Raw genomic sequence first — 14,821 nt, forward strand, 5'->3', positions numbered from 1 at the left:
TCAGTCCAGCAGTTGCTGCAGGGCTTTGAACGACCCGCTGATCGCCTGCTGACGCGTCTTGCCGCCCAGCTTGGTCTCGCCAGGGATCAGCTTCATCAGGCAGTCGGGGTGATCCAGCGTGGCGTCGGCGCCGGACGGGACCAGGGTCGGCAGCGGCGGCTCCACGCTGACGAGCAGAGCGCCCGAGCCGTTTGCGACACCGGGCTCGACCACGCGGACCAGGGCCCGGCGCTGGGCCCCGCTCGTCGTCCACTTGAAGCCGACATAGTCGCCCCAGCCCAGCGCGAGGCCGACGGGCTGTCCCTGCAGGGTCAGACCATCGCGCGTGCCGTTGACCGACCAACTGGTCGCCACGCCGTCGAAGGCGCCGCCGCCAGCGCGGACCATGCCGGCGAAACCGTTGGGGCAAGACAGCGGCAAGGGGCGATGTTGCTCGGCCCCGAAGAACAGTCGCCCCGGGCCGCGCTGGGCCGAGATCCAGGCGCGCCATTCGTCGGCCCGGGCCTGGCCCGTGGTGGGCAGGCTCCATTCGGCTTCCCACAGCGGGAAGCCGGCCGAGACCGCGCCCAGCCGCCCACCGGCCTCGGGCGACAGGTAGTCGACGCGCTGGATCTCGAAATATTCTTGAGACACGCCCGCCGATGGCATGGCGCGCGGAAACACCAGGGCCATGCTCAGAGCCCCGGGACGATCTGCCGGCGAGCCATGCCGTCATTGACCGTGCCGATCACGTTCTCACGGAAACCGGCCTGCATCGCGTCCATGCGCGCCTCGAGGCGGCCGACGGCCTCGGCGTCAGCGCCTGCGCCGACGGTCAGGACGGGCGCGTAAGTCGCGGAGATGTTTACCGGGCCGCTTGCCGCCATCGAGCGGTCGTTGGCCGCCTGCACCATGGCCATCGAGGCCGTATGGCTTTTGATCTGGTCGCCCGCCCGCAGCTTGCGCAGCTCCGGACCGTCCTCGCCGACCCAGGCATAGCCCTCCAGGGCGCTATCGGTCCCCTTGGCGTAGCCGGCGGCCACCAGCTTGGCGTTGTTGCCGGCCAGGACGTTCGCCGCGGCCGCTAGGGCGTCGCCATTGCCCCCGCCACCGCCGGTTAGCAGCGAGACGCCGAGCGAGGCAAGCTTGGAGAAGAAACCCCCGCCGCCGTCTTTCTTGCCGAACGCGCTGTTGGTCAGGCTGTCGGCCAGGGCCGTAGCGGCGGCGTATTTCAGGCGGCTGGTGAATACATCCAGGAAGTCGCCTTCGGTGAACCCGGCCACCAAGCCGTCATGGAACGATTGGCCCGTGCTGACGCGCAGGTCCTCGAGGAACGCGGTCTTCGCGTTATACGGAATGAAACCCTCGCCCGGCTCAGCCAGGCTCATGCGCTGGGCCGAGGTCAGAAACTGGTCCTTGGCCAGTTCAGCGTCGGAATACATGCGCCTCAAGGCCGAGGCCTGGGCGACCATCTCGGCCGCCACCTGGGCTTCGGCCTTGGCCAAGGCGACGGCCCAGGGCTGACGATCGCGCATGCCCTGGGTGATCAGCTCCTGGATCCGCAGTTGACGCTCGGCGTAGTCGATCGCCGACGGGTCATTGGAGACCTTGGCGATCTCCAGCTGGCTGCGCAGCGCCTGGGTCTTAAGATCCTCGTTCCGCCGCTCGATCTCCGCCTGCTCGCGGGCCTCCTTGGCGTCCTCGCGGGCGTCCTTGCGCGCGGCGGCCGCTGCGGCGCGCTGGGCCTTGCTCAGGGCCGCAGCCTGGGCGGCGGCCGTCTTGTAGCCGGCCGACAGCGCCTTGATCTGGTCGTCTAGCTCCTTCAACGCCGCCTTGCTGGCTGGGTCGTTGACGCCTAGACGCAGCAAGTTTTGGCGATCGGCTTTTAGATCGTTAAGCTTGACGGCGTTTGGATTGTATTTGTCGATCAGCGCCTTGCGATCGGTACTCTGTTCGCTGAGGGCGGCGGTGCGCTGTCGATCCATATCCGCCGCATAGCGCTGGTAGATCCCGTCGATCTCTTTCTGCGCCTCATTGATTAGATGCTCAGAGCCGCCGCCAAGCTTTCGTCGCTCCTTACCGATCATCGCCCGCAGGTCAGTCAGGCGTTGGGCGTCATCACCGCCGGTCACGGCGCGATCGACGGCCCTGCCAACGGCGTCCCAGACGTTCGAGGCCGTTCGCCCCAATGCCTGGAGCGCATGATCCCAGCCCGTGGTCGCGTCCGTGGCGTTGACCAGCGCGCCCCTCAGCTTGTCTAGAAGCTCGGTCTGCGCGCCAGTCAGATCGCCAGATCGAGCCAGGTTCTCGATATGCTCCTGCTCGGCGGCGTTCAGAAAATGAAGCTTGCTGTTGAGTTCAGCAGCACCCTTAACCGGGTCAGCGAAAGCCGCGCCCAGTTCCTTTGTCGCGCCGGCCGCGTCCTGCGAAGTCGTCAGGGCATAACGTTGATTCAGACCGATCAAGTCGCTCATGACGCCGCTGCCGATCCGGCCAGTGCTGGCGAAGGCCGCCGCGATGTCACGCGCGGCACGTACGGAAATGTCCCCTGCCTCGGCGCCGGCCTTGGCTTGGGCCATCAACTGGTCGGCGCTGACACCAGCCGCCGCCCCCAGACCGCGGGCGACGGTTTCAAGCTTCAAGGTAGAGGACTCGTAGCTAGCCTGGGCGGCGGTCAGGGCGATAAGCCCGCCCGCCGTAGCCACAACCGCTGCGCCGACGGCCACCATCGACGCCGAGGCCTTGAACCCGCTGGTCGCCAGGGCGTCCAGGATCTGCGGGCCCTGCTGGGCGGCGATTGTGCCAAAGCCCGCGCCACTGAACAGCTGGGTGAAGACATCTGCGCCTTGGCGCGCCAGATTGACGGCGCCGGCCTTCTGCTGGCGAGTCATCCCGTTCTTTTTTGCGGCCACCTCGTCAGCGGTCAGGAAATCGCTGGCGCGAAGCCCCGTGCCGCCGCTGACGCCCAGAGCCGCGTTGAACTTCATCTGCTGCTCTTCGGCGGTCTGGAATTCGCGGGCGGCCTGGGCCATCCGCTTGAACCGCTCCATCTGCTTGTCGGTGAAGGTGGTCAGCCCCTGGACCGAACGGCTGGCGCGATCGAAGCCGGCGGCGACGGCCTCGCCGGACGCGTTGCCGGCCTTGCCGATGTCGGCCAGATCGCGGCGGACCTCTTCCTTGCCTTCGGTCTTGAGGCGATAGCCTACTTGTCGGACGGGCATGGGGGCCTCCAGGCGTAGACGATGTAGGGTTCGATGTCGGGGAAGAGCTCGAGCACCAGGGCCCGATCGGCCCTCAGCGCTTCGGCCGCGGCGATCACGGCGGGCAGATCCAGGGCGTAGGCGCCGTTGAACCCGACGCGGACCTGGCGTTCTGCGATCAGGAACGTGCGCCAGACCGCTTCGGCTTTCTGGGTCTGGCAGGCATGGACGCGGGTGGGGCATTCGGCGCAGGCGACGTCGCTGCAGGCGGCGCAGTAGTCGCGTCCGCCCCAGGGCGCTCCGAGCTCGTCTTCAGCGCCCCCGCCGGCCCAGCGCCAGCGAGCGAGGGCGCGGATCCGTTTTTTTCCGCCTCCTGACGAAGGCCGGGCAGGACGTAGCGCGTGTCGATCGCGTCGAACACCGCCGGATCCTCGGTGACCATGACCACCACGAGCTCGGGCGTCATCTCGAGCGGGGTCAGCGGGACGTCCTCGGGGGTGTCAGCCTCCGGCTCCTCGAAAACCCCCGACCAGCTGACAGCAGCCCAGGCGGCGACCCCGGCGGTGAACGCCACGTCGGCGTCGGCGCGCGAGGCCCCGGCGTTAAGCGCCTCGGTGAAGGCCTGGCGGCCGGCCACCTTGGCCGCCGACGCCCACGGCCGCAGCGTGAGGACCCCGCCGTCCGGCAGGGCGATTTCCAGCGGCGCGGGGCCGCCCTTGGTGCGAATGCGCATTCGAGCTCTCGGACAGGAGGAAGGGGCGCGGTGCGAGCGCCGCTCGCACCGGTGACTTGTAGGAGGGGAGTGGAGGGGGCATGGTCGCGCGGGCATTGAGCGGGGCGCGTGTGTTCAAGAAACTTCTTCAGTCGATCAATCGCGCGTGGCGTGAGCGCGGTGTTAAAGATCTCGGCATGGCGTTGATCGCCGTGACGGTCGCCCTCTGGACGTCTACCGTGTTCACGGCAGACCAGTCTCCAAGGCTGCGGTTGTTTGGAATTTTCCTTCGGGAAAACTCAAGCTCTATCTTCTTCCTTACAATTCCGCTTTTGTCGGCCGCGGTCGGTGTTGTGATAGTTATTCGACAGTTGATCGAATATTTGGATTCTGGAAAAGTCGGCCCCAGAAGCGCCAATATTGAAAGAGAGTTATCCTCTGTCCTTATAGATGATTGGTTAAAGCTCAAACATCCTGGTGCAGACGCGGCGACTGACGAGTTGCTGAAGTATTTGCGAAAACAATCAGCTAAGAATGAAGGCGATATCGCCGCAAAAGCGCCATTGCCGTCACCGGGAGAGCAGATCGTCGCGCGACTAGTGGCGGAAGTTGGAGCGCAATCGCGGCGAGCTACCCTGAACCTCTTGATGGGCGTCGTAGCTGCTGCGATCGCTATTGGATTTCTGGTCTGGCTTGCCGCAAGCGCCGTTAGCAGCGCGTCGGAAGCGCCTACCAAAATTGAAACGTCCGCCATGCCATACCTCTTTGCGAAGTATTGGGGAGCTTTTGCCGCGAAAATGGCTCTTTCGAGCGGTGCTAGTTTGTTTGCGTTTTTCTTTCTATCCACCTATAGGCGCAATCTCAGTGAGATCCGTTATTTCCATAATGAGCTAACGAACGTCCAATCCAGGATGTACGCCGTCGACATGTGCAAGGGAGACCACGCTGACGTAACGCTCCTTCGCATTCTGGAAAATGTCGCCGCGACTGAGCGAAACTTCATCCTGAGGAAAGGTGAGACAACCATCGACTTAGCTCAGAAAGATTTGGATCGAGCTGAAGACGACAGCCTCAAGGTTGCGCTTAAAACCCTCGCCGACGCAGCCAACCGCATGGTGGGTAAGAGCGACGAGGGTTCGAAGGATTAGGTGTAGCTGGCGACGTCGTTGACCAGCGTGACGATCAGGACGTCGCCGGCGGCGTTGCGATGCGCCTGGCCGGGGAACGTCCCCTGGACGCCGCCAGGCCCGGTCACGGGCAGTTGCGGCTTTGGCAGGCGCAGCTGGGGGACGCGGAAGGTCAGCCGGGCGTCAGGCCCAGCCCGCCAGCCGAACGCGATGTCGACGGGCGTGCGGCCGGTGGCCAGGTCGAGCAGCGACATGTCGGCGAACCGGCTGACGATCTCCGGCGTCACGGCGACCATGCCGGGATCCACGCCGTCGATCCGGCCGTCGGCGCGGATCACCTCGGCCTTGTCCAGGCCGTTGCTGACGTTCATCGCGCCACTGACGATGTTGCCCAGCGGCACGCCCTCGCGCTCGATGAAGCCGGTGAATTGCGAGAACCGCGTCAGGACCAGTTCGGCCAGCGTGCCGGCGGCGCTGGTCGTGGTGCGGGGCTTTTCCCCCTGTGCGATGATATTGAACGTGGCGTTCAGATTGCCCGAGCGCTGCATGGGCACGGCGAGGGTGTTGTACATCGCCCCGTAGTTCATCGCGAAGGTCGGCACGTCGGGCATGCCGATCTCGATCGCCGCGTCAGGCAGGGTGAGGGCGCCCGCCTTGAAGACGTGGTTGTAGGGTCCGCTGGCCGAGCCGCCGGCCAGGGTCGCGCCCGACACCGTGACGTTGGACGCTGGCGAGGTCCCGGCCGCGATCGTCATGGCGTTCCCGCCGGTCCCGACCGCGTCGTAGGTCACGGTCACGGCGGCGGCGTCCAGGTCTGTCGAATAGGACGCGACCGCCACGCCGGCCACGGCGCTGCGATTGAGGGCCCAGACGGTGTTTCGGACCGTCTCGGCGACCGTGGCCCCGATTAGGATATCGTTGGCTCCCGGAGCGCTGGCCTTGAAGGTGAACGCCTGGCCGCCGATCGTGATCGTGCTGTTGACAGTCGGCTGCAGGGCGAAGGTCAGTTTGCCGGTGGCGGCGACGCCCTGGGTCGTCTGAGGCGGGCCCAGCAGCAGCTTCAGGTGCAGGCCGAACAGACGCTGATCGACGGGCACGGTGATCGACCCGTCGTTGACGATGACGTCCAGATCCGGCTCGAGCGGGTTGCGGCCGTAGCCGAGGACGTCGCTCTCGACCAGGCCCTGGGTCTCGCCCAGGGCGATCTGAGAGAACGGGATCTTGGTGAAACCCGAGCCGGGCACACCGCCGTAGAACGAGGGAAAGGCGATCGCCACTTGGGCGTTCGCGCCACGAGCGCGCATGGGACGTCTCCTAGGAAAAGCGGGCTTTCGGCCCGGGTTCAGTCGAGGGTGGTGTAGACGGCGATCAGACCGATCTCGGCCCAGACGACGCCGGGCGCGCCGAGCTGGTCGACATCGTCGGTGACGGGCTCTTCAGCTTCCAGCCATTCGGCCAGGCCGCCGAGCGTGCGATCGGCGCGGACCGCGTTGCGCAGGGCGGTGTTGGCGGCGTCCAGCCAGACGACCGGGTCCGCGCCCGCCGGCGGGGCGAGCTCCAGCGAGATCCGGTGATTGTAGGTCTTCGTCAGCGGCGACATCAGGATGTCGGGCTGGCCAGGGTCGCCGTCGCGCATGTTGACCACGCCGCCCGGGGCCAGGTCCTCGGGCTTGGGCTCATTGCGCTGGAAATCGGCGTTGGGCAGGGCCGTCTCGACCAGCGCTTGGACACGGTCGAGGACCTGCAGGCGAACGCTGGCCATCGTCATCTCCAGTGCTTGGTGAGCAGTTCGGGCATGCGATTGGACGCCCGCTCGGCGATCTGCCGGCCATTCAGGCGCTTCCGGACGTTCACCCAGGGCTTGAGGGTGAACATGAAGACCAGCTGGCTTTGCCGGCCGCCTCTCAGACGCCCTCGGGTGGCGGGCTTGAAACCGCGACGATTGCGCGCCGCGACCGCATTGATCCAGGCGGTCCAGGTCCCCGGCTCCCGCCCGCGGCGGATGATCAGGTCCTGGTTGAAGGCGACCTCGACGTCCAGCGGCGTCATGCGCCGGCCGCGGCCCTTCAGGGGAACGTTCTTGGACGGGATCGCCAGATAGTGGCGCCCGCCGGTGGGACGGATCATAGCCCCGTCCTCGTAGACCTCGATCAGCTTCGGCGCTTTGGTCCAGACCCATCCGGCCGGGTCCAGGCTCGACCGTCCGCCTTCCGGATAGACCCTTGAGCGCCAGGTCAGCGCCAGGCGGCGGCCAAGGCCGGCGGCCTCGACGTTCTCGCGTAGATCGCGCTTCAGCAGCGCCGTGCCCTCGACCATCGCGGCCGTGGTGATCTCGGCCAGTTCGTCCTCGAGCGCGGTCGTGGCGTAATCGAAATCGGCCGAGGCGGACATGCGCATCAGGCGCGCGCGGCCTCGCAGATCCACTCCAGGCCGAAGCGTTCGAGCTTGGGCTTGGCGATCAGGGTGAAGGTTTCGGGCGGGTCGACGAAAGCGACCTGGTCGCCCTTTGCTGGCGCGCTGACCTCAAAGCGACGGACCCGCAGGACGATGCTGTCCACGCGCACGCGGGACTGGCCCAGCTGCACGTCGGCGTCGGCTTCCTCGCGCTTGACGCGGACCGGGTCGGGGCCATCGCCCGGCGTCCAGGCCGCATCCTCGCCCCACTGGGCGTAGACGGCGGCCAGGAGCCGGGCTCTGCGGTCGACGACCGGGCTCATGGACGATCAGATGCCCGACAGCTCGACGATCGCGTCGCCGCCGGCCTCGACCTCGGCTTCCGACGCGAACCGGGCGCGGCCGGCAGCGCGAAGAGCTTCGGCCTCGTCCTCGGGCACGCTCAGCAGCGCGCCGATCGCGACCATCTCATGGCCCGGCTGGGCCCAAACGACGGCGACGCGGCCTTTCTTCGGATGCTCAGCGTCGTCCAGGTTGGTCGGCGCGTTGACGTCGGCGCCGGCCGCCAGGCCGACGGCCGCGCCGTCGGGTTCGGCATGGGCCGGGGCGGGCACGACCTGGTCGGCCGGCAGCGGGTGCGGGGCCGGATCCGACTTGACGACGGGATCGGCGCTGGCCGCTGACGAGGTCTCGGCCGACTTGTCGGCGGCCTTCGGGTCCAGAGCCGCATGGCCCTGGTCCTTGTGGGCGGCCATCACGGCCAGGCAGGCGCCGAGCGCCAGGTGGGAAACAAACGAGCGCATCAGGCTCTCCTTTCTCAGGGGGTAGGACGAAGAAGGCGGCCCTTAGGCCGGCTGCTGGATGACGAAGCGGCCGATCGTGTCGGTCGTGGCGGCCGCCGCGGTGACCTTCCCGACCTTGGTGTTGCCCGACGAGGTCTTGGTCAGGCGCTTGTTGGTGGCGTCGAAGTAGATGTCGTCGCCGAACACCCAGGCCTGGCCCGAACCCGCGCCTTCCTTGGCGTGATCGAACTCGCCGGTGATTTTGCCGGCCGCCACGTCACCGGCGGCGTTGCTGGTCACCGGGATCAGGAACAGCGCGCCGATCAGCAGGCCGACGCCGGAGGTGCAGCCGCCGCTGGGAACGGTGAAGTTGACGACTTCACCCTCGGAAATCTGGGTCTTCATGGTTTCAGGTCCTTTGCTGGAGGGTGCCGGGGGTGCGTCTCCGGCGAAGACGTCGGGAGCCGTCGCCCTTTGGCGGCCGGCGGCTCCGGAGATCTTCGCGAAAGACGAAGGGCCGCCCTTTCGGAACGGCCCTTCGTGAGGTGCGGGGATGTCAGGCCGTCGGGCTAGACGCTCGGATTCATACCCATGCCCTTGGCGTCGATGGCTTTCACCGCGAAGTCGAGGCGGGCCTTGTACTCGATCCCGTCGACCTCGAACCCGGTGCGCTCATCCAGGAACACGCCGTCGTCGCCCTCGAGATAGGCGTACTCGATCGTGTCAATCTGAGAGTTGTCGGCGGCGTAGAACCACGGCACGGCGCCCGACGAGCGCGACAGCCGGGCCTCGACGACCACGTTGAACGCGTTCTCGTAGACGTTGGTCGTGCCCGGGGTGGCGCCGGCCTTCTGCGACACGGGCGAGCCCCGCAGCTTTAGCGCCGCGACCTTGTCCTTGGGCGCGACGATCATCCAGGCCGGGGTCGCCGAGATCGGGCGACCCTCGATCCCGACCTGGGCGGCCATCGCCTGTTCGGCGTCCGACCAGCTGTCTTCCGAGATCGCCGCTCCGGGGCGCAGGTTGCCATGGGTGGCGTGGAACAGCGGCACGCCGTCGCCCATGTTCGGGTTGGCGATCAACGGCGCATAGGCGGCATCGCTTTCGAAGTCGGCGGCCGCCCGGCCCCACATCGACGGGATGCGGGTGAAGGCGTCGACGTCGTCGTTGATGATCGTCTGGCGGGTGATCGCGAAGCGCCGTCCGTAGGTGGCCAGGGCGTAGACTTCCTTGGCCTCGCCGATCGTCCCCATCTTGAACGATCCACCTTCAGGGACCAGCAGGAAGGATGGCGCGCCGCCCAGCTGCAGGCGCGTCACCTGACGGAAGTCCGGGACGGTCGCCCGGCGCTGCCACGCCTTGAACGTCTGCGGAACGGCCTCGTAGCCCGCGCGCAAGGTGCGGTTGGAGACGTTCGACAAGACGTTCGGGAAATCGGACGTGGAGTGCTGGCGCAGGGCCAGGTCGGCGATCTCCCGGCGGCCCAGGCCCGACACCTTCTCGCCGTTCCGCTCGAGATTGCGACGAGTCATCTCCAGCAGGGACATGCCGCGGTACTCGCGCCCGGCTTCGTGCAGTTCGTTGGCCGGGTTGTGGCGGTGCAGCAGGGCCGAGGCCATGGCCATGCGCGCGGTGTCGCGTTCGTCGACGGTGACGCGGGCCGCGCCCATCGCCGGCGTTAGCGGCGTACGGGCCCGCTGCTGGTCGGCCGCCGAACGCATCAGCGCCTGGCGGGCCGCGTCCGGCGACAGGGTCGTGGCCCAGGTGCGCACCTGTTCGCCCTCGACGCCGAAGCTCCGGGCGAAGTCGACAAAATCGAGGACTTCGCCGGCGTCCATGCGAACGGCGCTCGCATCCGCCACGGCGGCGGGAGCCGCAGGCGCGGTGGCGGCGGGGGCCGCGGGCGAAGCCGGAGCCGCGGGGGCGGCTCGGGTCTCGGGCGCGGGGGCAGGGGCCGCCGGGTCGGCGGCGATCGTGGGGGCAACTTCCGGCGGCATGGCGCGGGTCTCCATTTCAATGATGCAGGGATGAAGGTCGTCCGCCGAACGCATCCCTGCGTCAGGATCGGCGGGAACGGGCGTCAGGGAAGCTTCGGTCAGCTCCCAGCTGGTGACGAGGAAGATCGGGACGCCGCCTTCCTCGCCGGAACGGATCATCTTGAGCGGGCGATAGCCGATGCTGACGCCACGAAGGTTACCGGCGGCCACACGAGCTTCGGCCTCGCGACCGCGCGGGGTTTCCTGGTCGAAGCGGACCGGCGTCACCAGCTGGCCGCCTTCGATGCGGGCGCCGACCACGACGCCCAGCTGATCGGAAATCGACCAACGGTTATGGCTGTCTAGAAGAGGGACCTGGTCGGCGTCGATCCGCGTCGTGACCAGCGCCTGCGGGCTCATGTCGAGCTCTTCGAGGTAAGGGCCATCCCAACCCCATCGCAGGACCCGCGTGCCCGTCGCGGCCGTCAGGTCGACGGTGTGGGTTTCGGGGTTGTAGCTCGACGGCGCTGCGGCGCGACGTTGGGTCGGGAGACGGGTTTCCCGACGGGTGACGACAGGGGCGGGGACCGCCGGGTCGGCGGCGATCGTGGGGGCAACTTCCGGCGGCATGGCGGTCTCCTAGTTTTCCTCGGAAGCGCGCTTTGGCGCGATGTAGCCGGCAGGCCGCTGCAGGCCGCCACTGCCGTCGACGCGTCGCGCGTCCGTGTCGAACACCAGGCCCGCTGCGTCGGTCGTATCCTGCCAGGCCTTGACCTCGGCGGCGTGCTCGACCGGATCGATCCCGCGTTCCGACAGCGCCTTGGGCACGGACTTCAGGCCGGCGCGGATCTCGGCCTTTTCGCCCGCCGTGTCCTTGATCGGATCCGTCACGCGACGGATCGGCGGCGAGTACTTGGGCTTGACAGCCATGAAACGCCTGTCGCCGGTCTCGAGGGCCAGGCGGCGCATCCGACGCTTGACGGCCTTGGCGACCATCAGCGGGATCATCACGTTTTGCTGGCGCACATCGAGCAGCTGCAGCTCGCCCAGGCGCGCGGCGCGCAGGCTCGTGTAGCTGCTGTCGGTCACGTCGCCGGTCACCAGGTGGTAGGGCGAGAGCGCGGCGGTCGCGGCCGCGACCTGTTGCTTGATGAAACCGGTCGTATCGCCGCCGGATGGCGGCTGCACCGCTGTTGCGGTTTCGCCGGCCCGGGCCCGAAGGATCATGCCAGGCCTGACCGTGTCGGGCAGCCTGTCGCCGCTCACCGAAACCGAGGCCGCCGAACCCTCGTCAAACGGGGAAGTCGGCCCGCCGTTGTCTGGCGGGGTCAGAACCAGCGCCAGGCACGCCGCGATTTTCTCCTTGAGCATCCGCGCCTGCTCGGTGTCGGCGATATCGCGGAAATCCATGGCGTAGGGCGCGAACCACGAGATCCCACGCGATTGGCTTGCCCGCCGCTGCCGGAAGACATGGTCGACGTCCTCCACCGAATGGAACACCGAGCGCCCCCACATGCCGCCGGCGTCGCCAGGGTGATAGGGGAACAGCCAATAGCCGACCCGATGATTGCGGGCGTTGAACTGGACGCCCTGCACGATGCGGCCGCCGTCAGACAGCTCCTCGTTCTTGCCGTCGTCGAGGTAGTCGCCCTCGAGGATCCGGATGAACCCATCAGGGCCCGTGTCGTCCGGCTCCCAGGCGACCAGCATGTCGCCGCCTTCGGCCATGCCGCTGAACACCAGCTCCTGAGCGCCGTAGAAGTCCTGCCAGCCGTCGACCGGGCTTTCCGCCCAGCTGTCCCAATCCTCCTGGGCCTTCTTTTGGACTGCCTCGTCGGGATGGGTCATGCGCACGGCGATCCCGTCGCCGATCGTGGCGGCCACCATGTGCTCCAGGGTGTTGGCCGCGTACTTGGTGTTGCGGACCAGCTCACGCACGCCGTTGCGGGTCCCCTTGAGGCCCTGCTTGATCTCGCGATCGGCGCTCCCGTTGGTCCGCTTCCAGTTCTGTGTGCGGCGGCCGTGCCCGGCCGCGTCGTACTGGCGCTGCAGCTGCAGGGCGGTGCGCTCGGCCTCGCGCTTGCGCACCAGGTTCGGCGCGAAGGGCTCGATGAAGCGGTCGATCAGTCGGCCCAGGCGCATGGCCTACTCCCGATCGAACGCGACGGCGGAGAAGCCGAACGAGGAAGACGACCGGCCCGCGACGCCGGCCGCGGCCGCCGCCAGGCCTTCGAAATACGTGATCCGGTTCCGGATGTCGGCGAACGACTGGTAGGTCACCCGCTCGCCGTTGCTCTCGATCGTCAGTTCGCCGGTGGCCAACGCGCCGCGAAGCGCCGCGATCTCGGTCGTGTAGTCGGGTGCGGGCATCAGAGGCTCCAGCCTGAAGTGTCGATCCAGGAGTCGGCCGCGACGGCCGGCTCGTCAGGGATAGGGTCGGCCGCCGCCCGGGAGGACGAGGCGGCGGCCGGTTCGGGCGCCGCCGAGGGGAAAGCGGTGTCCGGAACGGGGCGATTGGCCAGGGCGATCAGGTCGCCCTGCAGGGGATCGACGCTGGCGTAGCGATCGGCCTGCAGGGCCAGCCACTCGGCGTCGCTGCGGCTGTCCAGCGCCATCGCCTCGGCGGCGGCGCGGTTATAGACGCGGCAGTCGAGCCAGTGGTTTTCCCGGCCCGCTTCCTTGCGCCAGACCCGCCGGGCCTGGCCGTTCTTGGTTTCGGTGACGACGCTTTCCGACGTCAGCATGTCGAAGTAGTCGGCGCCGGCGTCGCGCCCGAAGTGGATGCGGCCCCGGAACGGCTCGGGCCGGCCACCCTTGGCCGCCTCCTCGGCCGCGGCGATCGACGTACGCAAGTGGCCGTAGAAGCTGAACTTGGCCCCGAACGTGCCGACCAGGTAGGCGTCGTCGCCGGCCTGCTTGCGACGCTTGCGCCGGTTGTTCTTGCCGACCTCGAAGGCGATGGCCTGGCCGCGCCCCAGGATCGGCAACGTCCAGCCGTCTCGCCCGAAGACCGGGAGGCGCTTGGCCGACCGCCGGCAGAAGGCCTTGGCCGCCTCGGTGTGATAGCCGGCGTCGACGCAGATCTGGTCGAACCCGTACTGGCGGCCGCCCGGCAGGGTGAACTTGCGGGTAGCCACCTCTTCCAGGCGGGCCCAGGCCCCCTCGCCGGCGACGTCGGTCGCGCCCGGCAGGAAGCCGTGATCGAGGCTCCAGTTCTCCAGTCCGGCGCCCCAGCCCAGGGCCTCGTAGTAGATCCCGTCGCCCTGGATGTCGGCGCCGAGCGTGAACACGCACGGCCCCCACGGGACCTGGCCCTTGCCCCAGTCCTGTTCGCGCAGGACCTCGAGACTCTCGGCAGGGGGAGCGTCGCCCTTCAGGACGAACTCGTCGCCCATGTCCAGGTTCGTCCAGACGCGAAGCTTGTTCACGTCGCCCTGGGCCGCCACGAAGGCGACGCAGAGCTGAGCCCAGGTCATGAACGCCGTGATGATCCCGGTGATATGGTAGCCGGGCTGTCGCCCCTGCAGATCACGCGATCGCCAGAATGCCATCTCCTGCTCGGCCATGACCCGAGGCGGTTTTTGGCCGTCGAGCTCGACCGTCGGAACCCAACCGTCGATCATCGACATCTGGGCCTTTTCCCAGTGCTTGATTGAAACGCCGCAGCAGGGCGTGACGAGCTCGACGAGATCCGGGCGGCCATCCGGCCAGCGCAGGTCCTCGAAGATCGGATCGAAGCGCGAACCGCAGTGGCGGCATTTCAGGTAGTACCGGCGGCGATCGCTTTTCGCGTAGCGCGCCCCAATCTTCGAGGCGCCCTTGTTCGTGCCGGTGGAGATCCCGAGCCGCTTCGAAAGACCCTGACGCGTGTAGGTCCGAAGACGGGCGGTGACCATGCCCTCCGGCGAGCCCTGGTTGTCCAGGTTGTCGGGGAACTGGTCGAGATCGTCCTCGATCGCATAACGGATCGAGTGCTGGCGCAGCGTCGCGGCCGAATTGGCCCCTGCGATCAACATCCAACCGCCGCGGGCGAAGCGCACGCGATTGCCCGTTGAACCGCCGCCGCCTCTTGCCCGTTTGGGCATGATCGTGCCGCGCTTCTCTGGGTCCAGGCGAGGGGAAGCCTCGACCATGGGCCAGAACTTCTCGGCGACCCAGTCCTTGGCCGCGGTGATCGTGGCCTGAACATACATCAGTGGCCCAGGGGCTACGTCGCTGATGTAACCGATCCAGTTTTCGCCCGACGCCGATCCGCCGGACTGAGCGCACTTCAGTATGTTGATCTCGCTGCACGGATCGTGCGGCGAGAGCTTGTCCATGATCTCGACCAGGTAAGGCGCGGTCTCGTGCGACCAAGCGCCCGGGTAGGCGCTGTCCTCCGGAAACTTTCGATGCTTTAGCGCCCATTCTGACACCGAGATCTTAGCTGGCGGGCGGACCCCTTGGGCGAACGCCTTGGAGATGCGAGCGGCGTTCGCACCCAGAACCTCAGCAGCTTGGGGCGAAGGCATCACGAACGATGGCGCGTTCATAAACCCTCGCTATGGTGGAGCTTCAAACTGGGAGATCAGAGACATGCGCCGGAAGGGCTCGCCAGCACCCACTCAAGCCGCTGTCGTTGCACTAACCCTTGCCTTGGTTGCGGGATGCG

At 67.5% G+C, this 14,821-nt stretch carries 14 protein-coding genes; 1 reads left to right on the plus strand and 13 read right to left on the minus strand.

Translation table 11 applies throughout. The annotated features are described in order from the left end of the window. The 3 genes from BM066_RS21040 to BM066_RS21050 all read right to left on the minus strand — a co-directional run bounded on the left by BM066_RS21040 (position 1) and on the right by BM066_RS21050 (position 3,912). Positions 1-672 carry a hypothetical protein gene (locus BM066_RS21040; protein WP_089930183.1) on the minus strand — a complete coding sequence of 224 codons (672 nt, stop codon included), beginning with the start codon at positions 670-672 and terminating at the stop codon, positions 1-3. A gap of 2 nt (positions 673-674) precedes the next feature. Then, positions 675-3,029, minus strand: a complete 2,355-nt coding sequence (locus BM066_RS21045) for a phage tail length tape measure family protein (protein WP_177218520.1) — start codon at positions 3,027-3,029, stop codon at positions 675-677. Between the two features lie 328 nt (positions 3,030-3,357). Further along, positions 3,358-3,912, minus strand: coding sequence for a hypothetical protein (locus tag BM066_RS21050; RefSeq protein WP_089930185.1), 555 nt, complete (start codon positions 3,910-3,912; stop codon positions 3,358-3,360). An 80-nt stretch (positions 3,913-3,992) separates the two neighbouring features. Here BM066_RS21050 and BM066_RS26120 point away from each other — a divergent pair, with 80 nt between their 5' ends. Further along, complete coding sequence (locus BM066_RS26120) at positions 3,993-5,039, plus strand: hypothetical protein (RefSeq protein WP_143093782.1); 1,047 nt, start codon at positions 3,993-3,995, stop codon at positions 5,037-5,039. Here BM066_RS26120 and BM066_RS21060 read toward each other — a convergent pair. From BM066_RS21060 to BM066_RS21105, 10 genes are all read right to left on the minus strand, one after another. After that, entirely contained in the window at positions 5,036-6,322 is a 1,287-nt protein-coding gene (locus BM066_RS21060; RefSeq protein ID WP_089930186.1) for a phage tail tube protein, read from the minus strand. The genes BM066_RS26120 and BM066_RS21060 overlap by 4 nt on opposite strands. A gap of 38 nt (positions 6,323-6,360) precedes the next feature. Next, positions 6,361-6,780, minus strand: coding sequence for a hypothetical protein (locus BM066_RS21065; protein ID WP_026176438.1), 420 nt, complete (start codon positions 6,778-6,780; stop codon positions 6,361-6,363). A 2-nt stretch (positions 6,781-6,782) separates the two neighbouring features. After that, positions 6,783-7,415, minus strand: a complete 633-nt coding sequence (locus BM066_RS21070; protein WP_143093783.1) for a DUF6441 family protein — start codon at positions 7,413-7,415, stop codon at positions 6,783-6,785. Then, complete coding sequence (locus tag BM066_RS21075; RefSeq protein ID WP_018061352.1) at positions 7,415-7,735, minus strand: head-tail joining protein; 321 nt, start codon at positions 7,733-7,735, stop codon at positions 7,415-7,417. Before BM066_RS21075 ends, BM066_RS21070 begins: the two co-directional genes overlap by 1 nt. A 6-nt stretch (positions 7,736-7,741) precedes the next feature. Next, entirely contained in the window at positions 7,742-8,215 is a 474-nt protein-coding gene (locus BM066_RS21080) for a hypothetical protein (protein WP_018061353.1), read from the minus strand. A 42-nt stretch (positions 8,216-8,257) separates the two neighbouring features. Further along, entirely contained in the window at positions 8,258-8,599 is a 342-nt protein-coding gene (locus BM066_RS21085; protein WP_018061354.1) for a DUF2190 family protein, read from the minus strand. Positions 8,600-8,763: 164 nt separating this feature from the next. Beyond that, positions 8,764-10,800 (minus strand): prohead protease/major capsid protein fusion protein, encoded by a 2,037-nt coding sequence (locus BM066_RS21090; protein ID WP_089930187.1) that lies wholly within the window; start codon positions 10,798-10,800, stop codon positions 8,764-8,766. 9 nt (positions 10,801-10,809) lie between these two features. Next, positions 10,810-12,312 (minus strand): phage portal protein, encoded by a 1,503-nt coding sequence (locus BM066_RS21095; RefSeq protein ID WP_018061918.1) that lies wholly within the window; start codon positions 12,310-12,312, stop codon positions 10,810-10,812. 3 nt (positions 12,313-12,315) lie between these two features. Beyond that, complete coding sequence (locus tag BM066_RS21100; protein WP_018061917.1) at positions 12,316-12,540, minus strand: phage head-tail joining protein; 225 nt, start codon at positions 12,538-12,540, stop codon at positions 12,316-12,318. After that, entirely contained in the window at positions 12,540-14,702 is a 2,163-nt protein-coding gene (locus BM066_RS21105) for a phage terminase large subunit family protein (protein WP_018061916.1), read from the minus strand. The genes BM066_RS21100 and BM066_RS21105 overlap by 1 nt, the downstream gene beginning before the upstream one ends. Positions 14,703-14,821 lie beyond the last annotated feature (119 nt).

Source organism: Caulobacter sp. UNC279MFTsu5.1 (assembly GCF_900114015.1).
Taxonomy (GTDB): domain Bacteria; phylum Pseudomonadota; class Alphaproteobacteria; order Caulobacterales; family Caulobacteraceae; genus Caulobacter.